We start from the raw sequence: 22,177 nt of genomic DNA, 5'->3' as shown, positions 1-22,177 counted from the left end.
GTCACATCTCTGCACGTGGGTTGATCGCTAGCGCCTGCGCGACGCATGCGGCGGGCGTGGCCTGAATCAGTTCGACCGCGAGGCCGTCCGGCAGGCGCAGCCAGTTGCGGCCTTGCGGCATCTCGGTGACGCCGAAGCGTTGGGCTGCCGCCAGCGCGGCCTCCAGGTCCTCGCACATCACGCCCAGGTGAGCGAGGCGGCCTTCGGGGCCCTCGAATTCGGGGCTGGCAATGAACTGCATGCCGCCTAGCGTCCAGTACTGCCGCGGCTGTTCCGGCGTGCCGTCCACCTCGCGCAGGGTCATGCCCAGCACGTCGTGAAAAAAACGGATATGCCAGTGGATGTCCTTCACCCAGACGGCAACATGCTCCACATAGGCGTTGGTTGCGACTCTCATGTCAGTCATGTCATTGGCTCCCCGCGGCCGGCTGCTGCGGCAGGCCGCTCTCGATGCCCTTGATGCAGGCCACCAGCGCCTCGTTGACCGGCGTGGGCACGCCGCAGCGCGCGCCGGCTCGCACAACTGCCCCGTTGATGAAATCGATCTCGGTGGCGGAGCCCTTTTCCAGGCTCTGCAGCATGGACGCCTTGAAGTCCGGCGGCAGGCCATCGGCCGCCATTGTCCAGGCATCGCGCGGCTCGGCGATCGAGAGCCTGACCTGATTGGCGCCCGCCACGGCCATGGCCTCCGCAACCGCCGCCACGGCGCAGGCCTCCACCTCGGGCACGGCGTAGAGGCTGCCGTAGGGCAGGCCGGTGATGCCACTGAGCGCTCCAGTGGCCACGTTGATCAGCAGCTTGTCCCACATGGTGCCGACGATGTTGTCGCTGACCTCCGTACGCAGGCCAGCGCGCTCGAATTCGGCCGCGATGGCCAGTGCGCGATCACTCAGCGTGCCGTCGAGTTCGCCGATGATGGTCAGCTTGCCCTGGGTGCCGGCAATGATGCGGCCGGGGCCAAGGAACACGCCGCCAACATAGGTCTTGCCGGCCAACACGTGTTCGCGGCCTACGGCCTGTGCCAGGACATCTTCATGGCCCATGCCGTTCTGCAGCGACATGACCACGGTCTGCGCGCCGACGACGGGCATTGCCGAAGCGATCGCTTCGGCGGTATGGAAGGATTTAACGAGCACGATCACCAGGTCGGCCGGCGCAAGGCCGGCGCAACAGGTGGCGGCTTTCACCCGGACGCAATGTTCCGAGTCGCCGTCCCGCATGATCAGGCCATCGTGGTTGATGGCATCGACATGCGCCTGGAATCGATCGATCAGCGTGACATCCGAGCCGGCCTTGGCCAGTGTTCCGCCGATCGCGCAACCGAGTGCGCCGGCTCCGAGGACATAAATCTTCACCTTGTCTCCTTACGCCGCGTCGAAGGGATACGGCCATGGGTGAACGATATGGACCGCGAGCGAATCGGTAAATACAATGGTGACAATAGTATTCATTGCAAAACGCAATATGAATGAGTCTCTCGCGCCATGCATGTATTGCATGAAGCACAAATCCCTGCGCCGCCCATGCCCAACCTGCAGCACATCCCCAACCCCGATGACGAGCTGATCGAGCCGCGCATGCTTCGCCTGCTGGATTTGCTCTACCGCACCCGCAGCGTGACGCAGTCGGCGGCGGCGTTGGGGCAAAGCCAGTCCACGGTCAGCATCTGGCTTGGCAAGCTGCGCCGCCAGCTCAACGATCCTTTGTTCGTGCGCACGCCCACTGGTATGCAACCAACGCCGCGAGCCGACGCGCTGATCGAGATGGCGCGCAATGCGCTGGAATCCCTGCGCCTATTGACTACGTGCGACGTAAGCTTCGACCCCGCCACAGCGGAACGCACGTTCCGAATCTGCATGACCGACGCCAGCCACATCACGCTGCTGCCGCGGCTGCTGGCGCACTTGCGCGCGCTCGCCCCAAACGTGCGGCTGGTGGCAGCGCGGATCGATGGCGAGACGGCGGCGGCGCTGCAGTCCGGCGAAGCCGACCTGGCGCTGGGGCTGGTGCCCTGGCTGGATGCGGGCTTCTACCAGCAGACCTTGTTTCCACAGGACTGGGTGTGCCTGGTCAACGCGCGCCATCCGCGCGTCGGGGAGGCGCTCTCGTTGCAAAGCTATCGCGAGGAAGGACACATCGGCATCGTTGGCGGCACTGGCGCGCAACTGCTGGAAAGCGCACTGGAGGCCCAGCAGATCCGGCGCCGCATCATGCTGGAGCTGCCGGGCTTTCTCGGCCTGGCGGCGATTGCCTCATCGACCGACCTGATTGCCACGGTGCCGCGGCACATCGGCGAGACGCTTGCGGTCATGTCCGAGCTGTCGGTCCTGCCTTGCCCCGTGGAGATTCCGTCGTTCACGGTCAAGCAGCATTGGCATGCGCGCTATCACCATGATTCCGCCAACCGCTGGCTACGCGGAATCTGTGAGACCTTATTCCAGGGACGTCAGATCAAACGCGGCGAGCCGACAGGCAGGGCGAAAGCGGTACCGGAGAAGCGTACGGGAAGACGTCCAGGAGAACGTCCATAGGGGAGTCGAAGCTCAGCGCGAGTTCCATAGGGCCATGCAGGACCGATACCGCGACAATCCCTGACTGGCAGCCACCGCGACAGGCTCGAAGTCTTCGCTGTAGCGCTCGAAATCCGGCGCGAACGCCGACTCCATACCCCACGCCGGCAACCACTTTTTCCAGATGCTCATGCAGATTTGCGGGAGCGTGCAGAGCGGGCCGGTATGTTCGAGCACGGCGATGCAATCGAAGCCGCCATTTCCGTCGGGGTTACAGCAATCACCGATGTACCGGTGCAGCCTTGAGCCACGGTGTGTCCGCCCCATTGCGCCATGCTGTGAGGTCCTTAGCCATTGCCACGTAGCCGATGAACTTACCACCGGCCTCGTGGTTCTGCTTCTGCAACGCCAGCGCCTTGTTGAAGACGAACGGTGGGTTCCTGCTGCTGGCGGCATTGCTGCGCCGCTCACTTCACAGGCGAACCGGGCGTGTCCCACCCTTAATACATTGATTGCGCCAACCACATTGGATTGTTCCTCGAAGCCGCACGCCACACACAAGAACTTAGCCTGTGTCCTGCGATTTTCGATCGAGACGTGGCCGCAGCACGGACAGGTCCGGCTTGTGGTTTTCGGCGGCACGGCAATGAGCCAACCGCCACTCCACGCCAGCTCGTAGTCCAGCTGCCTGCGGAACTCAAACCAGCCTTGGTCGAGGATGGCTTTGTTCAGGCAGGACTTCGCAGACCGACGAGGTTCATCGGGACGCTGCAGGAATTCCTCTCGATTTCCATGAAGCCGTCCGGTCGTCGGGCCGACAAGGAGTTGGGAGGGATCCGATTCTAGTCGTGGCATCAGTTGGCACGCAGAAACAGGTACGCGCCGAAGTTGAGCTGGCGTTCATGCGCGTCAATCAATCGCAGATCACCCGTCTAGTCGCTCGCAACTCGCCGCAGTACCAAGAGGGCTATTGGGAGACGCGCGAGCATGCCCTGCTCGCGTCAGTGGTTGCGTCTTATGATTCCAAGCGAGAGCTGCATGTCACCTCGCATGGATTTCGGCATCTGTACCTGAATGGTCTGTACTACCGGGTGACCGGGGAACTCTCGGCGATCCGATAGTCGCGCACCAAACGATGGCGATGGAGGTGAGCACCTTGGTTAGCAAGCGGCGAGCGTCTGGTCTGCGCGTGCGCCGAGTTTGGCAGGCGCAACCCGACCACTTGTAGGCAACGTACTGTATGGTGTTTCGCTTCATGGAGGGCTGCTAGGTTGGAATATCACTATCGTCAATGGTGGCGGCAATCCGGTCGGCCGTTCGCGTGCCTAGCAACTCGCTGACTTCCGCTTGACCGCTGCCGGCGAGCAACTGGCGGCGGCAGTAAGTGTTGCGTAGCACCCGCGGACTCATCTCTCGGCCGGATTGTCCTCGCGCACCCCGTGGCCACCAAATGCCGACACAGGCGGTCCAGCAGTTCAGGTAACGCATGCGGGTGCTGTAGCCGCACGCGTCGGGCGTTTGCCAGAAGGTATCGATATGGTCCGCACCGGAGGTGGGGCAACGGTCAAGCCGCTTGCCAGCAGATGACGTCGGAAGTGCTCGAACATGGCCCGGTGCTGGACGATCGTCGCAACGCCTGACGCCGCAGCTGCGATCACCGACGAAGAGATCGATGCGATGTACGCCAACAAGCCCGCAAAGGAGATTCCGGATGAGTTGCTTCGCTTCATATTCATGGGACTCGTGACGCGATTCAAGGAGATCGAGTCCGAGCCTAGACGCACGCCATGCCACCCAATTGTGGAGAAATGGAATGTCGATCTTTCAGCCGGCTATGGTGAAATCAAACAACTGAAGAGGTCAGAATCATCCGTCCCAGCGTTCAATGCCATCACGCCGAGGATGATCGACCGGACGCACACCATGCAGGCGCTGTACGACAAACGCGGGGCGGTAGCCTCTACAACCCGTTTCATCCCCTCACGATGCAGAGCGTCGGACGGCTTCGTTCCCCCTTGGCGCGCTTGCACGTGGTTTCGCGAAATTCCCGATGTCGCCCAGACACCGCAGGCGCCTGGCCTTATCTAATAGTGATGGTCGCCATGCGTGAGCCCGAGTCGTAGATGCCTTGGGTTTGGGTCAACGGCGTCGTGGGGACAGTGTCGGCGCGCCAGGGTGCGGCGCCAACCACATCTGCTCGATCGTGGTGTGGTCAGTCGAGGACACGATCGATCTGACATAAAACATAGCAAATTTGGTGTCTTAAGCGGCTTAAGACACCAAATTTGATTGGTTATTCTGTTTTCTTGCGAAATGATCGATAATCATCCATATTTGGTAGCTTAGCTCGTGTAAGGCCTTATATTTGGGAGATTACAGATGACCCTGACGAAGCGATCCGGTGCGCAGGTGGCCATGCCGCGGCCGGTCGAGCGGGCTTTACGGACGCTAGGACAGGATCTTTCGGCGGCGCGTCGCACGCGCCACATGACGCAGGAGGATCTGGCGGAGCGCATCGGGACGTCGGTGAACACCATCGGGCGTATGGAGGACGGTCATCCGGGCACAGCGCTACACACCTTTCTGCGCGCGCTGCACATTCTGGGGCGCTTAGACGCGGTGCTGAAGGTGCTAGCACCGGAGCAGGATGCGCTGGGCCTGGAACTGGCGCGAGAGCAACTACCGAAGCGCGTTCACGGGCGTCGAAAACCGAGTGTTGCGGTGAGTACTGCCGCCTACCGCAAGCGGGCCGGCGAGGGCGTGCCCGTCCCCGAGGCTTCCGAAACGAACCGGGATGATCGCACTCCGAACCGTGACCGGCCAACCGACTCGGACGACTTTGAGGGCTTCTGATGGCGGGCAAGCAAGCAAAACGGCAGGAACTGGAAGTTCATCTCGGTGCCGGCAGTCAGGTGGTGGGCCGCCTGCTCTTCAGCAGCGGTAAGCGCAGCGCGTTTCGCTACGACGAGCAATGGCTCCAAAGCGATCGCTACTTTGCCGTTTCCCCGGATCTGCAGCCGGTGCTCACCGTGCAGCACCCGGCGGGAGTGTATTTCCGTTCGCTGGAGGACACCGGCCCGGACTCGTGGGGAGAGCGCGTGATCCGCCGCGTGCACGCTAAGATGCGCGAGAAAGAAAGGGATGTGCCCCCCCTGGATCCTGTTGACTATCTGACGTGGGTCGACGATGAGGCGCGCATCGGCGCGCTACGCCTCTTCGATCCCGAACAGCGGATCTATCTGCATACCGCTGGCGTTCATCGGCGCGTTCCGCCCTTGGTGGAACTCGGCAAGGTGCTGCACGCGGCACAGGCGCTGGAGGACGGCACAGAGAGCGCCGAGGATCTGCGGTATCTAATTGGGTGCGGCACGTCGCTGGGCGGCGCACGTCCCAAGTCGACCGTGCTGGATACTGACGGTTGGCTGGCCTTGGGCAAGTTTCCCAGCCAAGCGGACAAGCGCGATGTGGTCCGCGGGGAAGTGCTGGCCATGCACCTCGCCGCCAAGGCTGGCATCCGCGTTGCCGACGCCCGGGTGGCGATGATCGATGACACAGCAGTGGCGGTGATCCGGCGCTTTGACCGCACCGCCAATGGGGCACGCATCCCTTACATGTCCGCGGCCACCATGCTGCTGGTCGACGGCCGTGAGGAAGAGCACGCCTACACCGAACTGGTGGATGTACTTCTGAAAGAGGGCTCGAGGGCCATCGCCGACATCCAAGACTTGTGGCGCCGGCTGGTCTTCAATTTCCTCATCTGCAACACGGACGACCACCTGCACAATACCGGGCTGCTCTACGACGCACGCGGCAAGGGTTGGCGCTTGGCGCCGGCGTTCGACCTTAACCCAATGCCGGGCGACCGCCGCGAGAGCAAGACGTGGCTCACTGAGGACTCCGGCCTCATCGACAGCAAGCAGACCCTCATGGACGGCGCCCAGTATTTCCGGCTCACCCGGCAGGACGCCGCCACGATATGGGCCCAAGTGGAGGCGGCGGTGAGCGCCTGGCGTAACGTAGGCTCGCAACTGGGCATGAGTAGCAGCGCACTGGTTGACTTCGCCCCTGCCATGGAGCTCCGCTAGCGGCGCCGCTGCCATTTTGTGCTTGGGCCTAGTAGCCGTGCCGAAGGGGACCTTGTTCAGTAGCGGCGACTCGCCAATGGCATATAGGATGTCAATTGGACGCAGCGTTTGTCTCCTGGATTACCGCTCGCGCATGCGCTTCGAGCATCCTTCGCACTTGGCGGTGGTCAGGCTGTCCACGCTGGCGCGACAGCAAGCCCATGATGGGACCATCGGCTCGCCAGCGCTGGACTCGGCTTGTGGCGCCGTGAAATCTAGAGCGTGTTATGCGCTGTTGCTGGTGGGCTGAGATGAGCGAGCATCAGCGCCGCGAAGACGGTGGAACGCCGTTGGATATCCGCGCGATGGAGGGGTTAGGTGTCGTCCTGGGGCGAGGCTACGCGGACTCAGCCGGCAGGCAAATGGCAAGCAACACAGAGCTTGTTTCCCTCAGGGTCTCGGAGGTTCGCCATAGTAGTGGTCGTGATACTCCGGCCTCAAGCCCGGCGCTCCTTCTGATGCACTGTAGATGCGACAGAAACCCCCTAACTAGAGCGTGCTATGCACTCGTGCTGTCGGGATGAGATGAACAAGCATGAACATCGCGAAGATGACAAAATGCAGGCAGGCCAATGTGCCGGGCAAATGCTCATAGTCGCGAGCTAGTCTATGGAACCGATTGAGCCAGCCGAAGCTGCGTTCAACGACCCGTCGCCGAGGCAAGAGAACGAAGCCCTTCTTGGCTTCGGGCAGCTTGATCACTTGCAGCTCCATCCCTGCGTCGCGAGCAGCTTGTGCTGGTTCGTCACCAGTGTAAGCCTGGTCTGCAAAGGCTATCCTGACGGTATGGCCGCATTCGCCACGGCGCGCCTGCCCTGGCCAACCAGCGAAGCCCATTAAAACCATGCGCACAAGTCATGCGAGCGTTGCGGTGCGTGCTCGCTCATCAGCGTCAAATACGGGGCCGCGAAGCTCCATTCCTCATCCGAAACATCGCTGGGATACCGTTTACTTTTCGCCATCCACCTCCGACTGTATTCTCGGCAAAAGGTGCATAACACGCTCTAGGCGCCCCTTGCGAACCAATTTCTGCGGGAAGAAGGCCAGGCACGCAGCCTGCGAACTTGGCTGGAGCTTGGATCCGAGGCGGCGCGGGCATACATATCGGCAAGGCGAGGATCGGGTTGAACGACCGGATGGGGCGGTCCAGGCCATATGAGCGGTTATGTACAGACGACGTTCGGGGCATCAATCGATGGCGTTTGATGCTGTGGCGCTGAACCGCTGACATCCCGCCGGCACCAGCCTGGTCAGCTACTCGATTGACGTCACTCGTGCTAGTTCTTGTCCGACTGCATAGACCCGGCCGGGCTGGAACAGGGTGCGAGCGAGATCGAATTCGAAACGCACCACCAGGTTACGGATCTGCCGCCAACGGCAGGGCAGCGCGTTCCGACCTTGCCAGTATGGACAACAGGCGGCGACGCAATGTATGGCCTCCCGATGAAGGTGTACCTCGCCGGCTTGGTATCGCAGATAGGCAGTTACCAGCTCGCGCAACCTCGGTGCGGCAGCATGATGTGGCTCAACTAGGGGTGAATCCCCTCGCCCCTCGTGCCCAGCGCGGGCGTCGCATCCTCAGGCTGCTGGTGGAAGGGTTCTAGCGCTTCCTCTGGCCAATGCGCCTGGCGTACCCATTTCTCGGCCGGATTGTCCTCGAATGACGGAGCATCTTTCAGGCGCAGTCGATCAGGTCCGCGCTGATGGTGCCAGCGGCAATGTCGCTGCCGGCTGATGCGGTGATCCTCGAACATGGCACGCGGCAATCTGGCCTCCGATATACTTTCACCTCCGTGAAATAACGATAGGGCCGCTCTGCTCATGGCTCTCATTTCTTTGCATTGCACATGCCACGACCTCTGCCAGATGCAACGTTGCCATCCCGCGCCACGATCAAGATGTGCTCCCATATTGGGGATAGGGTGCGCGCGACTCGCGCCGCCCAAGGTATACCAATCGATCAGGCCGCCCGAACGTGTGGGGTGTCTGTGGGAATGCTGTCGAAGCTAGAGAACGGAAAGGGCGTTCACCTTGACTATGTTCTTCGCGCTCTGGACGGCTTGGGTTTGACAATGCTGGTCGTCCCGAAGGAGCACGTGCCTCTCCTCGAGAAGGCAGCATCGCATGCGGCACAAGAGGCTAGGGCGTATGAAGAAGGGCAGGGCAGGGATCGCGAATGGGATTAGTTGCCATCCAGAGGCAGGTCAGCTAGCACGTAAAGAGCAATTGCGAAGAGGCTTTTGCTGCGTCTGTCGCGATTTGGGGGCATCGTCGACTTCGCTATCTGTCTTCCAGCGTGATGAGATAATTTTCGCAATTAACGGCCAAAATTCAATGTCACCTTCAGAGAGGCTCGCGCCGCGCGTCCAGAGACTCCCGCGTTGGACCGCTTCAGGAACGCAGCGAACGTTTCTTTACCCGCGGCGGGCCGCATGGCCGTGAAAGTTGCCAGTTGCTCGGCCTGGAACCCTGAAGGAGATGCGCGCGCTGGCCGGGGCATGGCTTGACGAGAAATTCGTGCAACAACCTGTTGCACGATTGCCCCGTTCTCATGTGGTCGCACCCAGTTGCGGCGGCCGCTGAGCCCGGACGACCGTGCCCGTTATAACTGCGGAACGGATGGGACTGGACGTCTACTTGGCCGCGAGCTCGGCAAGGCGTCGCGTAGTCTCTTCTGCGCGCAGGGAGGCTTCATAGTCCGATCTGCCGATGCTTTCGTTCCATTCACCGCCGGCAATCGCATCGATGTGCCGCTTCATGGAACGAACAGCGCCCGGGTCGCAACGCCGAATGTATTCGGCATACGTGTTGATGGCGGCGGGGAGGTCCTCGCGGCGAACAAGGTCAGTGAGAAAGCCGATCCGCAGCAATTCCTCGCTTTCGAGTGTCATCGAAGTCAGGAAGATTTTCTTGGCTGCTGGAGAACCCAGGCGCGAAACGAAGCGTCGCAGCCCCCCTGGGTAGTAGTGCAGCCCAAACTTCGCGGCGGGCATGAACAGCTTGCAACCGTGAACGCCGATACGGAAATCGCAGGCCAACGCGAGGTCCGTGCCACCACCGTAGGCGCTACCGTTCATCGCGCATAAAGTCGGGAGCTCGAGGGTTTCCAGGGCGTCGATCATGTCTTCGAGCGATCGGTCCAGGCGGGTGCCAATCTGGCTTAGCGTATAGCCCGAACAGAAGGTCTTCTCGCCTTCGCCCGTCAGCACGAGCAGCCGCAAGGTCGGGTCGCACCTCGCTTGTTCCACGAGCCGCAGCAGGACCCCGACATCGTCGGGGTCAAGTCGATTGTGCTCGGAAGGGCGTCGAAGTGTGATCGTCGCCGTCCCGCCGGCGATTTCAAGGGTGGGCTTTGCGGATTTCATGGCTTGGGGTCGTGGCCGTGCTGCAGGATGATGCCTTCGCGCGCCAGCGCTTCTAGGTCAGACGTGATGAATCCATGCTCCCGAAGGACGTCAAACGTGTGCTCGCCGAGCAAGGGCGGCGCGCGGCGAATGGATTCCCCATGGCGGCCGTCGAAGGCAATCGGGCAGCCGACTTGCCGGATGAACCCCAGCTCTGCGTGCTGGACTTGCTCCACAAGCCGAGAGTGAATGACCTGTTCGTCAGCGAAGACATCCGCGACGTTGTAGATCGGGCCAGCCGGAATATCGGCCTCCAGCAGTCGTTCCGTCCACTCGTTGCGGCTGTGCGCCTTCAACCTGGCCTCGATCACCTCCTTGAGCTCGGCGCGCCGCTCGATCCGCGCCGCATTCGTCGCGTAGCGCGGATCATCGATCAGGTCCTGGAGTCCAAGCACCTCGCAGAGACGCCTCCACATCTCGGCTGTCGCCGGTGCGATGTTTAATGGCCCATCTGCGGTCTGGAATACGCCATACGGCGCAATCACGGGGTGCGTATTTCCGGCAAGACTGGGAATCTCCCCCAGACTCAGGTAACGCTGGGCCTGGACGCTCATGAGTCCAACGAGTCCTGCCAACAGTGATGTCTCCACCAGGCGACCGCGCCCTGTTGCATGGCGCTGCGCAACGGCAGCAAGGATGCCGATGACACACCACATCCCGGCAGCCTGATCGCCGATCGCTACACCGACCCTGACCGGTCCCGATTCCGGCATGCCCGTAACGCTCATGAGTCCGGAGTACCCCTGGGCAATCTGGTCGAACCCAGGACGTTGACTCGCTGGTCCCGTACGGCCGAAGCCGGTGACGCTCGCATAGATGAGCCGAGGGTTCGCTTCGGCAAGCGCCTCGTACCCGAGACCCATGGACTCCATGGCGCCGGCACGAAAGTTCTCCACGATCACGTCGTACTGGCGGGCGAGATCGCGCAGCAGGTCCAGCGCGCGAGGATCGCGGAAGTTGACGGCGATCCCGCGCTTGTTGCGGTTGCCGCTCAGATAGTAAGCGCTGGTGCCGCGATCGAATGGCCCCCAGTGGCGGATCATGTCCCCGCCTGCGGGCTCGACCTTGATCACGTCGGCGCCCAGGTCGCCCAGGACCATCGTGCAGAAGGGGCCGGCAAGCGCCCTGGTGAGATCCAGGACACGAATCCCCGAAAGCGGCAAGGATGTTGGGTCGGTCACGTGTTCTCCTCTTGTCAGATCGTATTTCCTACTCTATGTTGTATACAACGGAAATGCAACCGTTGTGCAATAAAGGAGAATCATGCGCAAGCCCAACATTCTTTTCGTCATGGCCGACCAACTCTCGGCACCGGTTTTGCCCTTCCACGGCAACCCCGTCGTGAAGGCGCCTTACCTCCAGGCGCTCGCCGAACGGTCCACAGTGTTTGACAACGCCTACTGCAACTTCCCCTTGTGCGCTCCTGCCAGGTTCTCGCTGCTTGCAGGCCAGTTCGCGACGCGCATCGGCGCGTTCGACAACGCGTGCGAGTTCCAGGCTGCCACGCCCACGCTGCCCTACTACCTCGCGCAACAGGGCTACAAGACAATCCTCAGCGGGAAGATGCACTTCGTAGGCCCTGACCAGAAGCACGGCTTCGAGGAGCGCCTTACCACCGACATCTACCCGGCGGACTTCGGCTGGGCAGCGGACTGGGCGGAGGGGGAGTTCAGCTTCTACCCACCTGGGCACAACCTGACCACCGTGGATGAGAGCGGCTCTTGCTTCCGCAGCCTGCAACTCGATTACGACGAGGAGGTCGAGGCGAAGGCGATCCAGCGTCTATACGACCTCGCGAGGGAAGACGAGCAACCGTTTTTCATGTGCGTTTCCTATACGCACCCGCATCCGCCCTATCACATCCTTCCCGAATACCTGGATCGTTACTCGCCGGAGGAGATTAACCTGCCTATCGTCGGCGACATGCCGATGCAGGTGCGCGACAAGCTCAGCCAGTGGGTGCAGTATTCCCACGGGCTCGACAAGCAAGGGGCGACCGACGAACAGGTGCGGCGTGCGCGTCATGCCTACTATGCGATGGTGAGCTACGTCGACGACAAAGTGGGCCGCCTTCTGGAGACGCTCAAACGCGCGGGCTTCGAGGACAACACGATTGTCGTGTTCACTTCCGATCATGGCGACATGCTGGGCGAACGCGGCATGTGGTTCAAGCGGGTGTTCTTCGACTGGTCGGCCAAAGTTCCGCTGCTCGTCTACGATCCGCGCGCGCGCCAACCCCGGCGAATCGCGGAGCCGGTTTCTCACGTGGACCTGCTCCCCACATTGCTGGATCTTGCGATGGATGGGCAAACGCCGGCCTGGGTCGAGCCGATCGACGGACGCAGCCTCGTGCCGCTGGTCGCAACGGGCGATGGAAACGGCGAGGCGGAAGCGTTCGTCGAGTACACCGCCGAGGGAGTCACTGGTCCATGCTGCATGCTGCGACGTGGCCGATACAAGTATGTGTACACCCATGGCCATCCAGACCTGCTGTTCGACATGGAGGCCGACCCGAACGAGCTGGTGAACATCTCGCAAAAGCAGCCACAGGTGCTTGCCGAGTTCAAGGCACGCGTACTCTCCCGGTGGGATCCCGCGGCGATCACGCAGCAGGTGCTTGCCAGCCAGGCGCGCCGCAAGTTTATCAACTCGCTGCCCGAGGGCATTCAGCCCGCCTGGGACTACCAGGCGGCCACGGACGACACACGCCGGTTTGTGCGCCGAGGCAGCGCTCGCGTGATCAAGGTAAAAAAGCGCTGGCCGGCTGTGGCGCCTGTCGCAAAGTGAAAGGAGACCGATGATGACTCAGAACAAGCTCACGGCGGACATCGATCCGCACCGTTTGGCTCGCGCGATTAGCGGCTACAACCTGATCGGTGGCGACTTGGTGGGGGCCCGTTCGGGAAATATGTTCCCGGTAGTCAACCCAGCAACCGGACGCGAGATCGGGCACGCGGCTCAAAGCGACGCAAGCGACGTCGAACGAGCAGTGAGTGCGGCGGCCCAGGCGCAGCCCGCGTGGGCTGCGATGCCGGCTCGCAAGCGTGGCGCCCTGCTGGCCGAGTGCTCGCGCCTGATTGCCGAGCACGTGGAGGAGCTAGGTCGGCTGGTGGCTCTCGAGACCGGCAAGGCTCTGCGCACTGAGAGCCGGGTCGAAGCCTCCGTCGTTGCCGATGCGTTGCAGTTCTACGGTGGCCTGGCTTCGGAACTCAAGGGCGAAACCGTGCCGTTCAGCCCAGACATGCTGACATTCACGCAACGCGAACCGATTGGGGTAGTGGGCGTCATCATTCCCTGGAATGCCCCCATGATGCTAATGACGCTGAAGATCGCCCCGGCGCTGGTGGCCGGCAACACGGTTGTCGTGAAATCGGCCGAAGAGGCGCCGCTGGCGGTCTTGAGGCTCTGCCAGATCCTCAACCAGGAGCTGCCCGCCGGGGTGCTGAACATCATCTCAGGCTTCGGCCCCGAATGCGGGGCGCCCTTGGTCGCGCACCCCGCCGTCGGCAAGGTGACGTTCACCGGCTCCGTCGAAACCGGAAGAATTGTGGCGCGCACTGCCGGAGAGAAGCTTATCCCCGTCACGCTGGAACTCGGCGGCAAGAGCCCGATGATCGTGATGGAGGATGCCGACATCGCGAAGGCCGTCGCCGGCGCGGTGAGCGGCATGCGCTTCACCCGCCAGGGACAGAGCTGCACGGCCGCTAGCCGCATTTTCGTGCACGACAGGGTGCATGAAGAATTCGTCGGCTTGCTCAAGGCGCGAGTTGACGCGCTGAAGATGGGCGACCCCCTGGATGAAGCGACGGACATCGGCACGGTCATCTCGCGCGCCCAGCTCGACAAGGTTCACGGCTACATCGAAAGCGGTCGAGCCGAGCCTCATTCCCGGGCGCTCGAATGCTCCCAATTGCCGACAGACGAGTGGCTTCGGAAAGGTCTGTTCGTCAGGCCGGTCATCTTTACCGGTTTGACCAACGCATCCCGGCTGGCGCGCGAAGAAATCTTCGGACCCGTGACGTGCGTGATCCGCTTCTCAAGTTTCGAAGAAGCCGTAGCGCAAGCCAACGACAGCGACTATGGACTGGCTGCAACCATCTGGACGCAGAACCTGAAGATCGCGCTGGATGCCACCCGGCGGCTGCAGGCAGGCTTCGTGCAGGTGAATCAGAACGTTGTGGTCCAGCCTGGATTGTCCTACGGGGGCGTGAAGCAATCTGGCCTTGGCCGCGAGGCGTCGTTGGAGGCAATGCTGGACCACTTCACGCACAAGAAGACCGTGATCTTCAACATGAACTAAGCTGCGCTCGTTACAAGGAGACAAGAATGGCTGCGATCGGTTTCATTGGATTGGGCAATATGGGATTTCCCATGGCGTGCCGACTGAAGGAGGCAGGGCATGATGTTCGCTGCTTCGACCTCAACGCGAGCTCGATGGGGCGCGCATTGCAGGCGGCCCTCGATCCGCGGGCTTCGGTCGCGGAAACGGTATCCGGGGCGGAGGTCGTCATCACCATGCTGCCCAGCGGTCGGCACGTGCTGGACGTGCTCACGGCGGACACCCTGCCGCTCGCGCCTGAAGCGCTTGTGATCGATTGCTCGACGATCGATATCGCGTCCTGCGCTGTCTTCCATGAAACGCTGCACAAGAAGGGGCTTGTCACGCTTGACGCTCCCGTTTCCGGCGGCGTAAGCGGCGCGGCGGCGGGGACGCTCACGTTCATGGTCGGAGGCACGGAAGCCGCCTTTGCGCGTGCCCTCGAACTGCTGCGCGCGATGGGGAAGAACATCTTCCATGCAGGCGCGGCAGGCGCCGGCCAGGCGGCGAAGATCTGCAACAACATGCTGGCAGGCATTTCCATGGTGGCCGTCTCCGAGGCCCTGCATCTGGCCAAGCGACTGGGGCTGGATCCACGGAGGTTCTACGAGATTGCCTCGACGTCTTCCGGCCAATGCTGGGCGCTTACGAGCTATGCGCCTGAGCCCGGCTTAGTGGCGTCCGCTCCGGCCAATCGTGGGTACGAAGGCGGCTTCGCCTCCGAGCTGATGTTGAAGGACTTGCGGCTGGCGGAGCAGGCTGCAGTTGCCAGCCAGTCGCCGGCATTGCTAGGCGCGGCGGCCGCCTCGATCTACGCCATGCATTGTGCCGCCGGGCGTGGCCGGCTCGACTTTTCCTCCATCATCAAGATGCTCGGCGCATAAGCTGCCCGCAGCTAAATCAAGAAGCAAGGAGACCAACCATGGCAATCGTCCGACAAGTCTTCCAGCTGGCCGTTGTTGCTGTTCTGTTTGCCAGCGGCGCTGCCTTCGCGCAGAAGGAAACGGGTAAATTGATTGTGGGTTATCCCTCGGGCCAATCTGTCGACGTGGTCGCCCGGATCCTGGCCAACCGCCTCGGTCCAACGATCGGGCGGTTGCTGATCGTGGAGAATATGCCGGGCCAGTCCGGCAGCCTGGCCCTGGCAGCGGTTGCGCGCATGCCCGCCGACGGCAGCGTGATGACGCTGTCCGCCTCGGCGGCTCTGGCTGGCAACCCTTTCCTGTATCGGAACCTGCGTTACGACTCCGCTAGAGATTTCGAGCCGATCGGCTTGGTCTACGATGCCCCGCTCCTGCTGATGGTCAATAGCGCGCTTCCCATTCACTCTGTGAGGGAGCTAGTTGCCTACGCGAAGGCGAACGCGGGAAAGGTCAACTATTCCTCCCCCGGCAACGGTTCGGTGTCCCATCTTGCGATGTCGGAGCTCATGCGGCGAACCGGCATGGAAATGACGCACGTCCCCTATGCCGGTTCCGCCAAGTCGCTGACTGACCTTGCCGCAGGTGAGGTGCAGGTTGCCTTCGATGCCTTTGCGGGCGCGCAACCCTTCCTCGCCACTGGCAAGGTGCGTGCGATTGCGGTGAGTTCCCGGGAGCGCCTGACCGCACTGCCGTCCGTGCCAACAGTCGCTGAGAGCGGCTTGGGCCTGGAAGACTTCGACGTGGTCCCGTGGGTGGGTCTGCTCGCGCCCGCCGGCACTCCGAAACCTATCGTGGACCGGGTGAGCGCAGAGCTCGCCAGGATCGTCCAGTCTCCCGAACTGTCCCAACGGATCGCCGCCCTTGGCGGCCGCCCACGCAGCAGCACGGCGGAGGAATTCAGAATCTTCATGCGCGGCGAAATGGGGCGGTGGGCGGCCGTCGTCAAGGCGTCCGGCGCCCGCCTGGAGTGATGTCATGATTGCTGTTGGCTCTGCCACGCTCGCTCGTGACACGCGGCACCATCGGGTTTTGGAAAACGGATTCAGCTTCCATCGCAGCGAGTGGATGCAGACCGGATCCGACCCGCAGCTGTCTCCCACCGTCTTTCTGGTGGAGCAGCCTGCGCATTCGGTGCTGCCTGCGCACTTTCATACACAAAATCAATTCCAGGTCTTCAAGCAAGGATCGGGATCCCTGGGATCTCGTGCGGTCGGGCCCGGCTCCGTCCACTATGCAGGCGCATTCACAGGTTATGGGCCATTGGTGGCGGGGCCGCAGGGGCTGAGTTACTTCACCATCCGTGCGGCGTTCGAAACGGGCGCGAACTTTCTTCCGGTTGCGCGGGACAAGCTGCGCCGCGGACCGAAGCGGCACGCGCACGGGCCAACGCATGAACCCCGTACGATCGAGCAGCTCCGAGCACTGAAGGCCCCTGTGCGTGCGGAACTGATTGGCGCCGATGGAAACGAACCCGAGGCATTCGCATTGCAGCTCCCTCCGTTCTCGGAAGTGAACGTCCCGGCTGCCCGCGGCTCGGGGCAGTTCCAGCTCGTCCTTGCTGGTGAACTGAGCGCGCCGGAATGCCGGTTGCAGGAGTGGGAGAGCCGGTTCATGTCAACGGGTGAGCACGGCGGTGCGTGCCGTGCGGGCCCGGACGGCCTTCACCTCCTGGTATTGCAGATGCCGGCCATGGCTGCGGAGTACCTGGCTGTCCGTTGAAGCACCTCACAGACTCCTGTATAAAGTCGTCATGAGTGAACCAAAATCAAACGCGTTGCGTAAACGGGATCCCCAGCCGCTGTCGGTGGAGCAGGTCTGCGAGCGGATTCGCTCCGCGATCCTGCGCGGAGACCTGCGGCCAGGCGCAAAGCTCACAGAGCAAGACCTTGCAGCGGAATTCGAAGTGAGCCGCACACCCATCCGGGAGGCTATCCGCCAACTCGAGACCGAGCGGCTTGTCAGCCGGACGCCTTTCGTAGGTGTCACGGTGAGGCAGCTGACCCCAGAAGATGTGCTTGAGCTCTTGGACATCCGCGAGGTGCTCGAGGGTCTGGTGGCACGTTTGGCGACGCGGCATATGGATGCCGAGCACCTGCAGAAGCTGAAGAAGTTGCTCCAGCAACTGACTGCCTGCGCGAAGAAGGGAGATGTCGCCGGCTATCTTGACCACGCGTTGGCGTTTCGCCGTGTGCTCGTCGAATGCTGCCGTAGCGACACGCTGGCTGAGTACGTCCTCGCCATCGAGAATCAGTTGCGCCTGATGGGCAATCGAACCGCTATGCTGCCGGGCCGCATGGAAGCCGCGATCGAGGAACACGAGAAGTTGCTGGATGCCATCAGTCGCGGCGATGGCGCCGCGGCGGAGCAGCTAAACCGGGAGCGCATCCAGCACATCCGTGATGCGGTCGCGAAGTCGATTACCTTCTCGATCTTCTAGACCGCAGACTGCAGCCGCCCAGGCAGGCGCTCAAGTGCGGTACGAGGTACCTCGCTCCCGCTCGAGCTTGCGCAATAGGCCAGGCCATTCCACCTTGCCAACCTCCAGGAAGCCGCCAGGACCGAGCATCTTGCGACCCTGAGCGCGGGTATGCCGGATGGTGGCCTCAGACAATTCGTGAAGGGCCACGCCACCGGCCTGGCCATCGATCTGATACTGGCATGCCGTCTCCAGGCGCAGCATCCAGCAGAACGCCTCTCCCACACTGCGGCCAACCGTGAGCGCACCGTGGTTGCGAAGGATCAGAACGCGACCTTCTGGGCCGAGGTCGCGCACCAGTCGCTGCCGTTCGTCATCATCGAGCGCAGCGCCCTCGTAGTCGTGGTAGCCGAGCAAGTCCAGCATGACGCAGGCCTTTTGGCTGAGAGGCCGCAGGCCCATGGCCTGCATCGCGACAGCGTTGTTGGCGCGCGTGTGGCTGTGCATGACGCATAGCAGATCAGACTGCGACATGTGAATGGCGCTGTGGATGATGAAGCCAGCAGGGTTGAGCAGCGACGGATCGCCCTCCACGACGCGGCCGGCCAGGTCCACCTTGAGCAGGGCCGAAGCCGTCATCTCGTCGAAAAGCGTGCCCAGCGGGTTGACCAGGAAATGGTGTTCGGGTCCGGGCAGCAGGACCGAGATGTGCGTCGACGCGAGGTCGGACATTCCATAAAGGTCGGTGAGTTGATAGCATGCGGCGAGGTCGCAGCGCAGCCGCCACTCGTCCGGACCCATGCCGTCGGGCATCACGCGGGAAGAAAGCTGCGCGGTATCGATTCTCATTTCTTTGTCTCCTTGCTGTTGCCATTGGTGGTCTGTGCGCCCCGGGACCAGGATGTGGCGATCTCGTGTGCGAGATAGGCTTGCGCGACTCATTGGGCGGGTGGGAAAGGTGCTCGGCGCCTACTCAGTCCTCGTTGCGGAATCCCGATGCCTGGACGATCGGACGCCAGAACTCACGCTCGGCGTGCAGCGTGCGGGTCAAGGTCGCGCCAGGCAGGCCAGTCGCTTCCAGACCGACACGCGACAACAAGACTTTCATCTCCGATTTCTGCATTGCGGCAACGAACGCCCGCTCCAACTGTTGCACCACCTCCGGGGGCGTCCCCGCAGGCACAAAGGCGCTGTACGACGCATTCGCGTGATCGAATGCATCGATGCCATCCTCGCGCACAGTCGGCACATCGGGGAGGGCCGCGTTTCGATGGGTGCCAGACACGGCCAAAATGCGAATCTTTCCTGCGCGATAAAGCTCCAGTTGGCTGGCCAGGGCGTCGGTGGCTAACGGAACGTGCCCGCCCACGAGATCCGTCACAAGCGGCGCGCCACCTTTGTAGGCAACCGGCCTGAGAGGTACGCCTGCCGTTCGTCCCATGCCGAGGATGGCGAAATGCAGTGTTCCGCCCAGCGAGGTGAGGCCGATACTTCCCTGAGAAGGGTTCGCACGGACCCAGCTCACGTATTCTTGCAGCGTCTTGTAGGGGCGATCCGCACCCGCCGATATCACCGTGGGGACTTCTGCAAGCTGAGCCACGGCAATGAAGTCGCGATCAAGGTCGTAGTTAAGCCGTCGGTAGGTCATCGGGAAGATGACCATCGGCGCATTTGATGAAAGCAGCACAGTCCTGCCGTTCGGCTGCGATCGCTTCACGTAGTCGATGGAGATGCGCGTCGATGCGCCTGGCCTGTTTTCCACGATCACCTGGTCCATGCCAGCCAACCGCAATTGCTCGGCCAGCGCGCGCGCGAGGGTGTCCAGCGCCCCCCCAGGCGGGAAGCCGACAACAAGCCGCAAGGGAATTGCGCTTCCCGTCGTTGCAGGGGTTTGCGCGCAGGCTGGATCTGTTTCCACGGCGGCCAGGGCCGCCACCCAGACAACCGCAAGCAAACGGCGTATCGATTTCATGATGGCACCTCCACATCTGGCCAGCGGGACAGGAGATTCTGAGAAGCCTCGAACAGCGCAGCCGCGCCGAGAAGGTCGGACTCCCCGCGCAGACGACCCACCAACTGCAACCCGATGGGCAGTCCGTCACGGCCAAAACCGCAAGGCAGGGTGATGGCGGGGTGGCCGGTCAGGTTGAACGGCATGGTCCACGGGAACCAGTTGGATCGAACCTCGTCGTACAGCCGGCCGTCGATCTCTATCTGCCCGAACAGGTCCTGGTCAATCGGCAGCGCGGTGCACGAAATGGTGGGAACGGCGATGAAGTCGTGGTCACGGAGCAGCGCCTGCACGTGCCGGAACAGCCGAGTGCGTTCGAAGTTGGCCCTCTGGTAGTCGACCGCGCTGTAGTCATTGGCAAGGGCCAACTGTTGCAACAGCGAAGGGCTGAGCCGGTCCGGCTGCTCCCGAGCCATCTGACCGAAGCGCGCTCGCCATACCGTGTGGTTGATCGTTCGCCAGAGTGGCTCGATGTTGAAGGCCGAGCCAGGCATTTCTGCGAGCTCCGCACCCAGGTCCTGCAACCGCTCCAGGGCAGACGCGAAACACGCGGCCACATCTGCCGCCAGTGGTCGGCCAGGTGGCACGGTTGCGAACAGGATGCGCTTGCGCCGCAGGTCTGTGGCAGAGCGCGTTGCAGCGACGTAATCGGCAGAGCGCGCGCCGGCAGACCATGGGTCGGAATCGTCTTCGCCAGCCATTGCCTGGAGCATCAGGGCAGTGTCGGCCACTGTGCGCGAGATGGGCGTGACGTAGGTGAGATTGCCGAAGGCATCTTCCACCTGAGAATGCGGAACCAAGCCGATGCTTTGCTTCAGGCCAACAGCGCCATTGCAGGCCGCCGGAATGCGGGTGGAACCGCCACCATCCGTCGCGATGCCTATCGGGGCAAGGCCGGTCGCTACTGCCACTGCGGCGCCGCCGCTAGAGCCGCCGCTGGTGCGGTCAGGGTGCCAGGCGTTGCGAGTGCAGCCGAACAAAGGCGCATCGGTGAGGCACTTCGCTCCGAATTCCGATGTGGTCGTTTTCCCGATGAGGATGGCTCCCTGGCGGCGTAGTCTGGCGATGGCCACCGCGTCCTCGGTCGGGACGTTGTCCGCGAACAGCAGCGAGCCGAAGGTTGTACGTACTCCCCGCGTGTTCACCAGGTCCTTGCAGGCGTAAGGAATGCCGTGCAGCAATCCTGTAGGCTCCCCGCGCATGACCGCTTGCTCTGCGGCTCGTGCCTCGCGCATGGCCTCGTCCGGGCAAAGCGTTATGAAGCAGTTGAGTTTCGATTGAAGCCGGGTGGCACGGTCCAACACGGCACGCGTCACTTCGACCGGGGAAACCTCGCGGGCAGTTATCGCTTCGCGAAGCCGCACAGCAGGCAAAAAGCAAAGTTCCTCATTCATCCAAAACACCCTGGGAGATTCCGGCTCAAGTGACCGGCAACGAATCAAAGTTGACACGCACCCCCCCACCCGGTCAAATACTCGTTCACAATCAGGCCATATCGGAATCGTATGACCCATGGACCTTAAGAGCCTGCGTTATTTCGTTGCTGTAGCGGAGGCCCGCAGCGTGGGCAAGGCCGCCGAGCGCCTTCATATGGCGCAACCGCCGCTGTCCGTCCAAATTCGCAACCTCGAGGCACAACTCGGCACGGCGCTCTTTGTGCGCGAATCCACCGGAATGCGACTTACAGACGCGGGAAGCGCGCTTTTCGCGCGCGCGCGCGAAGCCTTGGCGTTGGCTCACGAGGGGTTCGAGGCCGCACGCGCCGTAGCGTCCGGGCGGCGCGGGCGGCTGTCTGTCGGCTACATGTTTTCGCTCGGCTACGCTGTACTGCCGAAGCTCGTGCCGCAGTTGCGCCGCACACTCCCAGACGTCGAACTGCAGTTCGTCGAGATGAGCACCGCCACGTATGAAGCGCAAATCGTCGACCACAAGGTAACACTTGGTTTGTGCATGCCACCGATTCAGCGGCCTGACCTGTCCACGACGATCGTGGGCATGCAACCGCTACGGCTGGCCTTACCTGCACGTGCACCGCTCGCACGGCTTTCGTCGGTCCCGATGGCACGGCTGCAGGGGCAGAGATTGATTGCGCTGCCCACACTGACAGTGGGCGCAGACACTTCGATGGTTGCCGCTCTACTGCGGCGCCACCAGGTAACCATGCAAATAGTCGAACGGGTGGAGACGGTTCACGCAGCACTGGCTCTGGTGCTCGCAGGTGAGGGGTATGCGATCGTGCCGGCGTGCGCGGCAATTGGCCGGCCTCCGGGTGTCGTGTTCCGAAAGTTTAAGGGCGTCGCAGAAGGGTTCGAGGTGGCCGTCTGCCGGCGCCGCGATCTGGAAAGCCCTTTCATCGAGCCGTTCATCGCGGCGGCGCGGCACGCACTCCGATGACGGCTATGCATTTGCGGATAACGTTGTGTCGACCCCCTTAAGCCCTTAAGGACAGCAAGCTGGGTCCCGTATCCACA

The 22,177-nt window shown here is 62.4% G+C and carries 21 protein-coding genes and 3 pseudogenes; 13 read left to right on the top strand and 11 right to left on the bottom strand.

The window, feature by feature from the left end:
* Position 1: 1 nt before the first annotated feature.
* Together ACYP5B_RS04350 and ACYP5B_RS04345 are read right to left on the bottom strand one after the other, a co-directional pair.
* Positions 2-397 (bottom strand): VOC family protein, encoded by a 396-nt coding sequence (locus ACYP5B_RS04350; RefSeq protein ID WP_459568695.1) that lies wholly within the window; start codon positions 395-397, stop codon positions 2-4.
* A gap of 10 nt (positions 398-407) precedes the next feature.
* Entirely contained in the window at positions 408-1,355 is a 948-nt protein-coding gene (locus ACYP5B_RS04345; protein WP_459568685.1) for a ketopantoate reductase family protein, read from the bottom strand.
* A 168-nt stretch (positions 1,356-1,523) separates the two neighbouring features.
* Here ACYP5B_RS04345 and ACYP5B_RS04340 point away from each other — a divergent pair, with 168 nt between their 5' ends.
* On the top strand, positions 1,524-2,531 hold the full coding sequence (locus tag ACYP5B_RS04340) for a LysR family transcriptional regulator (protein ID WP_459568684.1): 1,008 nt from the start codon (positions 1,524-1,526) through the stop codon (positions 2,529-2,531).
* A gap of 12 nt (positions 2,532-2,543) precedes the next feature.
* Here the strand turns inward: ACYP5B_RS04340 and ACYP5B_RS04335 are convergent, their stop codons facing one another.
* From ACYP5B_RS04335 to ACYP5B_RS04325, 3 genes and pseudogenes are all read right to left on the bottom strand, one after another.
* Positions 2,544-2,837 (bottom strand): GyrI-like domain-containing protein, encoded by a 294-nt coding sequence (locus tag ACYP5B_RS04335; protein WP_459568694.1) that lies wholly within the window; start codon positions 2,835-2,837, stop codon positions 2,544-2,546.
* A pseudogene (locus ACYP5B_RS04330) lies at positions 2,797-2,940 on the bottom strand (RNA-guided endonuclease InsQ/TnpB family protein); the annotation flags it as partial. The pseudogene ACYP5B_RS04330 and the gene ACYP5B_RS04335, both read right to left, overlap by 41 nt.
* A gap of 44 nt (positions 2,941-2,984) precedes the next feature.
* Positions 2,985-3,254 (bottom strand): annotated as a pseudogene (locus ACYP5B_RS04325) (zinc ribbon domain-containing protein); the annotation flags it as partial.
* A 104-nt stretch (positions 3,255-3,358) separates the two neighbouring features.
* Here ACYP5B_RS04325 and ACYP5B_RS04320 point away from each other — a divergent pair.
* The 4 genes from ACYP5B_RS04320 (at position 3,359) to ACYP5B_RS04305 (ending at position 6,595) form a co-directional block, all read left to right on the top strand.
* Entirely contained in the window at positions 3,359-3,631 is a 273-nt protein-coding gene (locus ACYP5B_RS04320) for a hypothetical protein (protein ID WP_459568683.1), read from the top strand.
* 484 nt (positions 3,632-4,115) lie between these two features.
* On the top strand, positions 4,116-4,598 hold the full coding sequence (locus tag ACYP5B_RS04315) for a hypothetical protein (RefSeq protein WP_459568682.1): 483 nt from the start codon (positions 4,116-4,118) through the stop codon (positions 4,596-4,598).
* A gap of 291 nt (positions 4,599-4,889) precedes the next feature.
* A complete protein-coding gene (locus tag ACYP5B_RS04310; protein WP_459568681.1) occupies positions 4,890-5,363 on the top strand; it encodes a helix-turn-helix transcriptional regulator in 474 nt (157 codons plus the stop codon).
* Positions 5,363-6,595, top strand: coding sequence for a type II toxin-antitoxin system HipA family toxin (locus tag ACYP5B_RS04305; protein ID WP_459568680.1), 1,233 nt, complete (start codon positions 5,363-5,365; stop codon positions 6,593-6,595). Before ACYP5B_RS04310 ends, ACYP5B_RS04305 begins: the two co-directional genes overlap by 1 nt.
* A gap of 528 nt (positions 6,596-7,123) precedes the next feature.
* Here ACYP5B_RS04305 and ACYP5B_RS04300 read toward each other — a convergent pair.
* A pseudogene (locus ACYP5B_RS04300) lies at positions 7,124-7,596 on the bottom strand (transposase).
* Positions 7,597-8,481: 885 nt separating this feature from the next.
* Here ACYP5B_RS04300 and ACYP5B_RS04295 point away from each other — a divergent pair.
* Positions 8,482-8,820: a helix-turn-helix domain-containing protein gene (locus tag ACYP5B_RS04295; protein ID WP_459568679.1), complete on the top strand. Its 339-nt coding sequence runs from the start codon at positions 8,482-8,484 to the stop codon at positions 8,818-8,820.
* A 447-nt stretch (positions 8,821-9,267) separates the two neighbouring features.
* Here ACYP5B_RS04295 and ACYP5B_RS04290 read toward each other — a convergent pair whose 3' ends face one another.
* Together ACYP5B_RS04290 and ACYP5B_RS04285 are read right to left on the bottom strand one after the other, a co-directional pair.
* Positions 9,268-9,999, bottom strand: a complete 732-nt coding sequence (locus tag ACYP5B_RS04290) for an enoyl-CoA hydratase/isomerase family protein (protein ID WP_459568678.1) — start codon at positions 9,997-9,999, stop codon at positions 9,268-9,270.
* Positions 9,996-11,219, bottom strand: coding sequence for a CaiB/BaiF CoA transferase family protein (locus tag ACYP5B_RS04285; RefSeq protein WP_459568677.1), 1,224 nt, complete (start codon positions 11,217-11,219; stop codon positions 9,996-9,998). Before ACYP5B_RS04285 ends, ACYP5B_RS04290 begins: the two co-directional genes overlap by 4 nt.
* Positions 11,220-11,301: 82 nt before the next feature.
* On the opposite strand from ACYP5B_RS04285, the gene betC reads away from it, so the two are divergent.
* Genes betC through ACYP5B_RS04255 form a run of 6 tightly spaced genes read left to right on the top strand, consistent with a single transcriptional unit; the run spans position 11,302 to position 17,716 of the window.
* Complete coding sequence (gene betC, locus ACYP5B_RS04280) at positions 11,302-12,825, top strand: choline-sulfatase (RefSeq protein WP_459568676.1); 1,524 nt, start codon at positions 11,302-11,304, stop codon at positions 12,823-12,825.
* Between the two features lie 10 nt (positions 12,826-12,835).
* A complete protein-coding gene (locus ACYP5B_RS04275; RefSeq protein WP_459568675.1) occupies positions 12,836-14,338 on the top strand; it encodes an aldehyde dehydrogenase family protein in 1,503 nt (500 codons plus the stop codon).
* A 26-nt stretch (positions 14,339-14,364) separates the two neighbouring features.
* Positions 14,365-15,240, top strand: coding sequence for a 3-hydroxyisobutyrate dehydrogenase (mmsB, locus tag ACYP5B_RS04270; protein WP_459568674.1), 876 nt, complete (start codon positions 14,365-14,367; stop codon positions 15,238-15,240).
* Positions 15,241-15,278: 38 nt separating this feature from the next.
* A complete protein-coding gene (locus ACYP5B_RS04265; RefSeq protein ID WP_459568673.1) occupies positions 15,279-16,250 on the top strand; it encodes a Bug family tripartite tricarboxylate transporter substrate binding protein in 972 nt (323 codons plus the stop codon).
* A gap of 4 nt (positions 16,251-16,254) precedes the next feature.
* On the top strand, positions 16,255-16,998 hold the full coding sequence (locus ACYP5B_RS04260; RefSeq protein ID WP_459568672.1) for a hypothetical protein: 744 nt from the start codon (positions 16,255-16,257) through the stop codon (positions 16,996-16,998).
* A gap of 31 nt (positions 16,999-17,029) precedes the next feature.
* Complete coding sequence (locus ACYP5B_RS04255) at positions 17,030-17,716, top strand: GntR family transcriptional regulator (RefSeq protein WP_459568671.1); 687 nt, start codon at positions 17,030-17,032, stop codon at positions 17,714-17,716.
* Positions 17,717-17,746: 30 nt separating this feature from the next.
* On the opposite strand, the gene ACYP5B_RS04250 is transcribed toward ACYP5B_RS04255, so the two are convergent.
* From ACYP5B_RS04250 to ACYP5B_RS04240, 3 genes are all read right to left on the bottom strand, one after another.
* On the bottom strand, positions 17,747-18,544 hold the full coding sequence (locus ACYP5B_RS04250; protein WP_459568670.1) for a class II aldolase/adducin family protein: 798 nt from the start codon (positions 18,542-18,544) through the stop codon (positions 17,747-17,749).
* A 124-nt stretch (positions 18,545-18,668) separates the two neighbouring features.
* A complete protein-coding gene (locus ACYP5B_RS04245) occupies positions 18,669-19,667 on the bottom strand; it encodes a tripartite tricarboxylate transporter substrate-binding protein (protein WP_459568669.1) in 999 nt (332 codons plus the stop codon).
* Positions 19,664-21,100, bottom strand: a complete 1,437-nt coding sequence (locus ACYP5B_RS04240) for an amidase (RefSeq protein WP_459568668.1) — start codon at positions 21,098-21,100, stop codon at positions 19,664-19,666. The genes ACYP5B_RS04245 and ACYP5B_RS04240 overlap by 4 nt, the downstream gene beginning before the upstream one ends.
* Before the next feature lie 118 nt (positions 21,101-21,218).
* On the opposite strand from ACYP5B_RS04240, the gene ACYP5B_RS04235 reads away from it, so the two are divergent.
* Entirely contained in the window at positions 21,219-22,100 is an 882-nt protein-coding gene (locus ACYP5B_RS04235; protein ID WP_459568667.1) for a LysR family transcriptional regulator, read from the top strand.
* Positions 22,101-22,177 lie beyond the last annotated feature (77 nt).

The organism is Cupriavidus sp. 8B (genome assembly GCF_054589115.1).
The sequence above is the reverse complement of the archived record's forward strand: the minus strand, read 5'-3'. Positions and strand labels throughout refer to the sequence as shown.

Coding starts and splice junctions, on each gene's coding strand:
- ACYP5B_RS04335 (WP_459568694.1), bottom strand. CDS start 2,837: ATGGGGCGGACACACCGTGGCTCAAGGCTGCACCGGTACATCGGTGAT.
- ACYP5B_RS04250 (WP_459568670.1), bottom strand. CDS start 18,544: ATGAGAATCGATACCGCGCAGCTTTCTTCCCGCGTGATGCCCGACGGC.
- mmsB (WP_459568674.1), top strand. CDS start 14,365: ATGGCTGCGATCGGTTTCATTGGATTGGGCAATATGGGATTTCCCATG.
- ACYP5B_RS04290 (WP_459568678.1), bottom strand. CDS start 9,999: ATGAAATCCGCAAAGCCCACCCTTGAAATCGCCGGCGGGACGGCGACG.
- ACYP5B_RS04235 (WP_459568667.1), top strand. CDS start 21,219: ATGGACCTTAAGAGCCTGCGTTATTTCGTTGCTGTAGCGGAGGCCCGC.
- ACYP5B_RS04255 (WP_459568671.1), top strand. CDS start 17,030: ATGAGTGAACCAAAATCAAACGCGTTGCGTAAACGGGATCCCCAGCCG.
- ACYP5B_RS04275 (WP_459568675.1), top strand. CDS start 12,836: ATGATGACTCAGAACAAGCTCACGGCGGACATCGATCCGCACCGTTTG.
- ACYP5B_RS04245 (WP_459568669.1), bottom strand. CDS start 19,667: ATGAAATCGATACGCCGTTTGCTTGCGGTTGTCTGGGTGGCGGCCCTG.
- ACYP5B_RS04265 (WP_459568673.1), top strand. CDS start 15,279: ATGGCAATCGTCCGACAAGTCTTCCAGCTGGCCGTTGTTGCTGTTCTG.
- ACYP5B_RS04315 (WP_459568682.1), top strand. CDS start 4,116: ATGGCCCGGTGCTGGACGATCGTCGCAACGCCTGACGCCGCAGCTGCG.
- ACYP5B_RS04240 (WP_459568668.1), bottom strand. CDS start 21,100: ATGAATGAGGAACTTTGCTTTTTGCCTGCTGTGCGGCTTCGCGAAGCG.
- ACYP5B_RS04295 (WP_459568679.1), top strand. CDS start 8,482: ATGCCACGACCTCTGCCAGATGCAACGTTGCCATCCCGCGCCACGATC.
- ACYP5B_RS04350 (WP_459568695.1), bottom strand. CDS start 397: ATGAGAGTCGCAACCAACGCCTATGTGGAGCATGTTGCCGTCTGGGTG.
- betC (WP_459568676.1), top strand. CDS start 11,302: ATGCGCAAGCCCAACATTCTTTTCGTCATGGCCGACCAACTCTCGGCA.
- ACYP5B_RS04260 (WP_459568672.1), top strand. CDS start 16,255: ATGATTGCTGTTGGCTCTGCCACGCTCGCTCGTGACACGCGGCACCAT.
- ACYP5B_RS04340 (WP_459568684.1), top strand. CDS start 1,524: ATGCCCAACCTGCAGCACATCCCCAACCCCGATGACGAGCTGATCGAG.
- ACYP5B_RS04310 (WP_459568681.1), top strand. CDS start 4,890: ATGACCCTGACGAAGCGATCCGGTGCGCAGGTGGCCATGCCGCGGCCG.
- ACYP5B_RS04305 (WP_459568680.1), top strand. CDS start 5,363: ATGGCGGGCAAGCAAGCAAAACGGCAGGAACTGGAAGTTCATCTCGGT.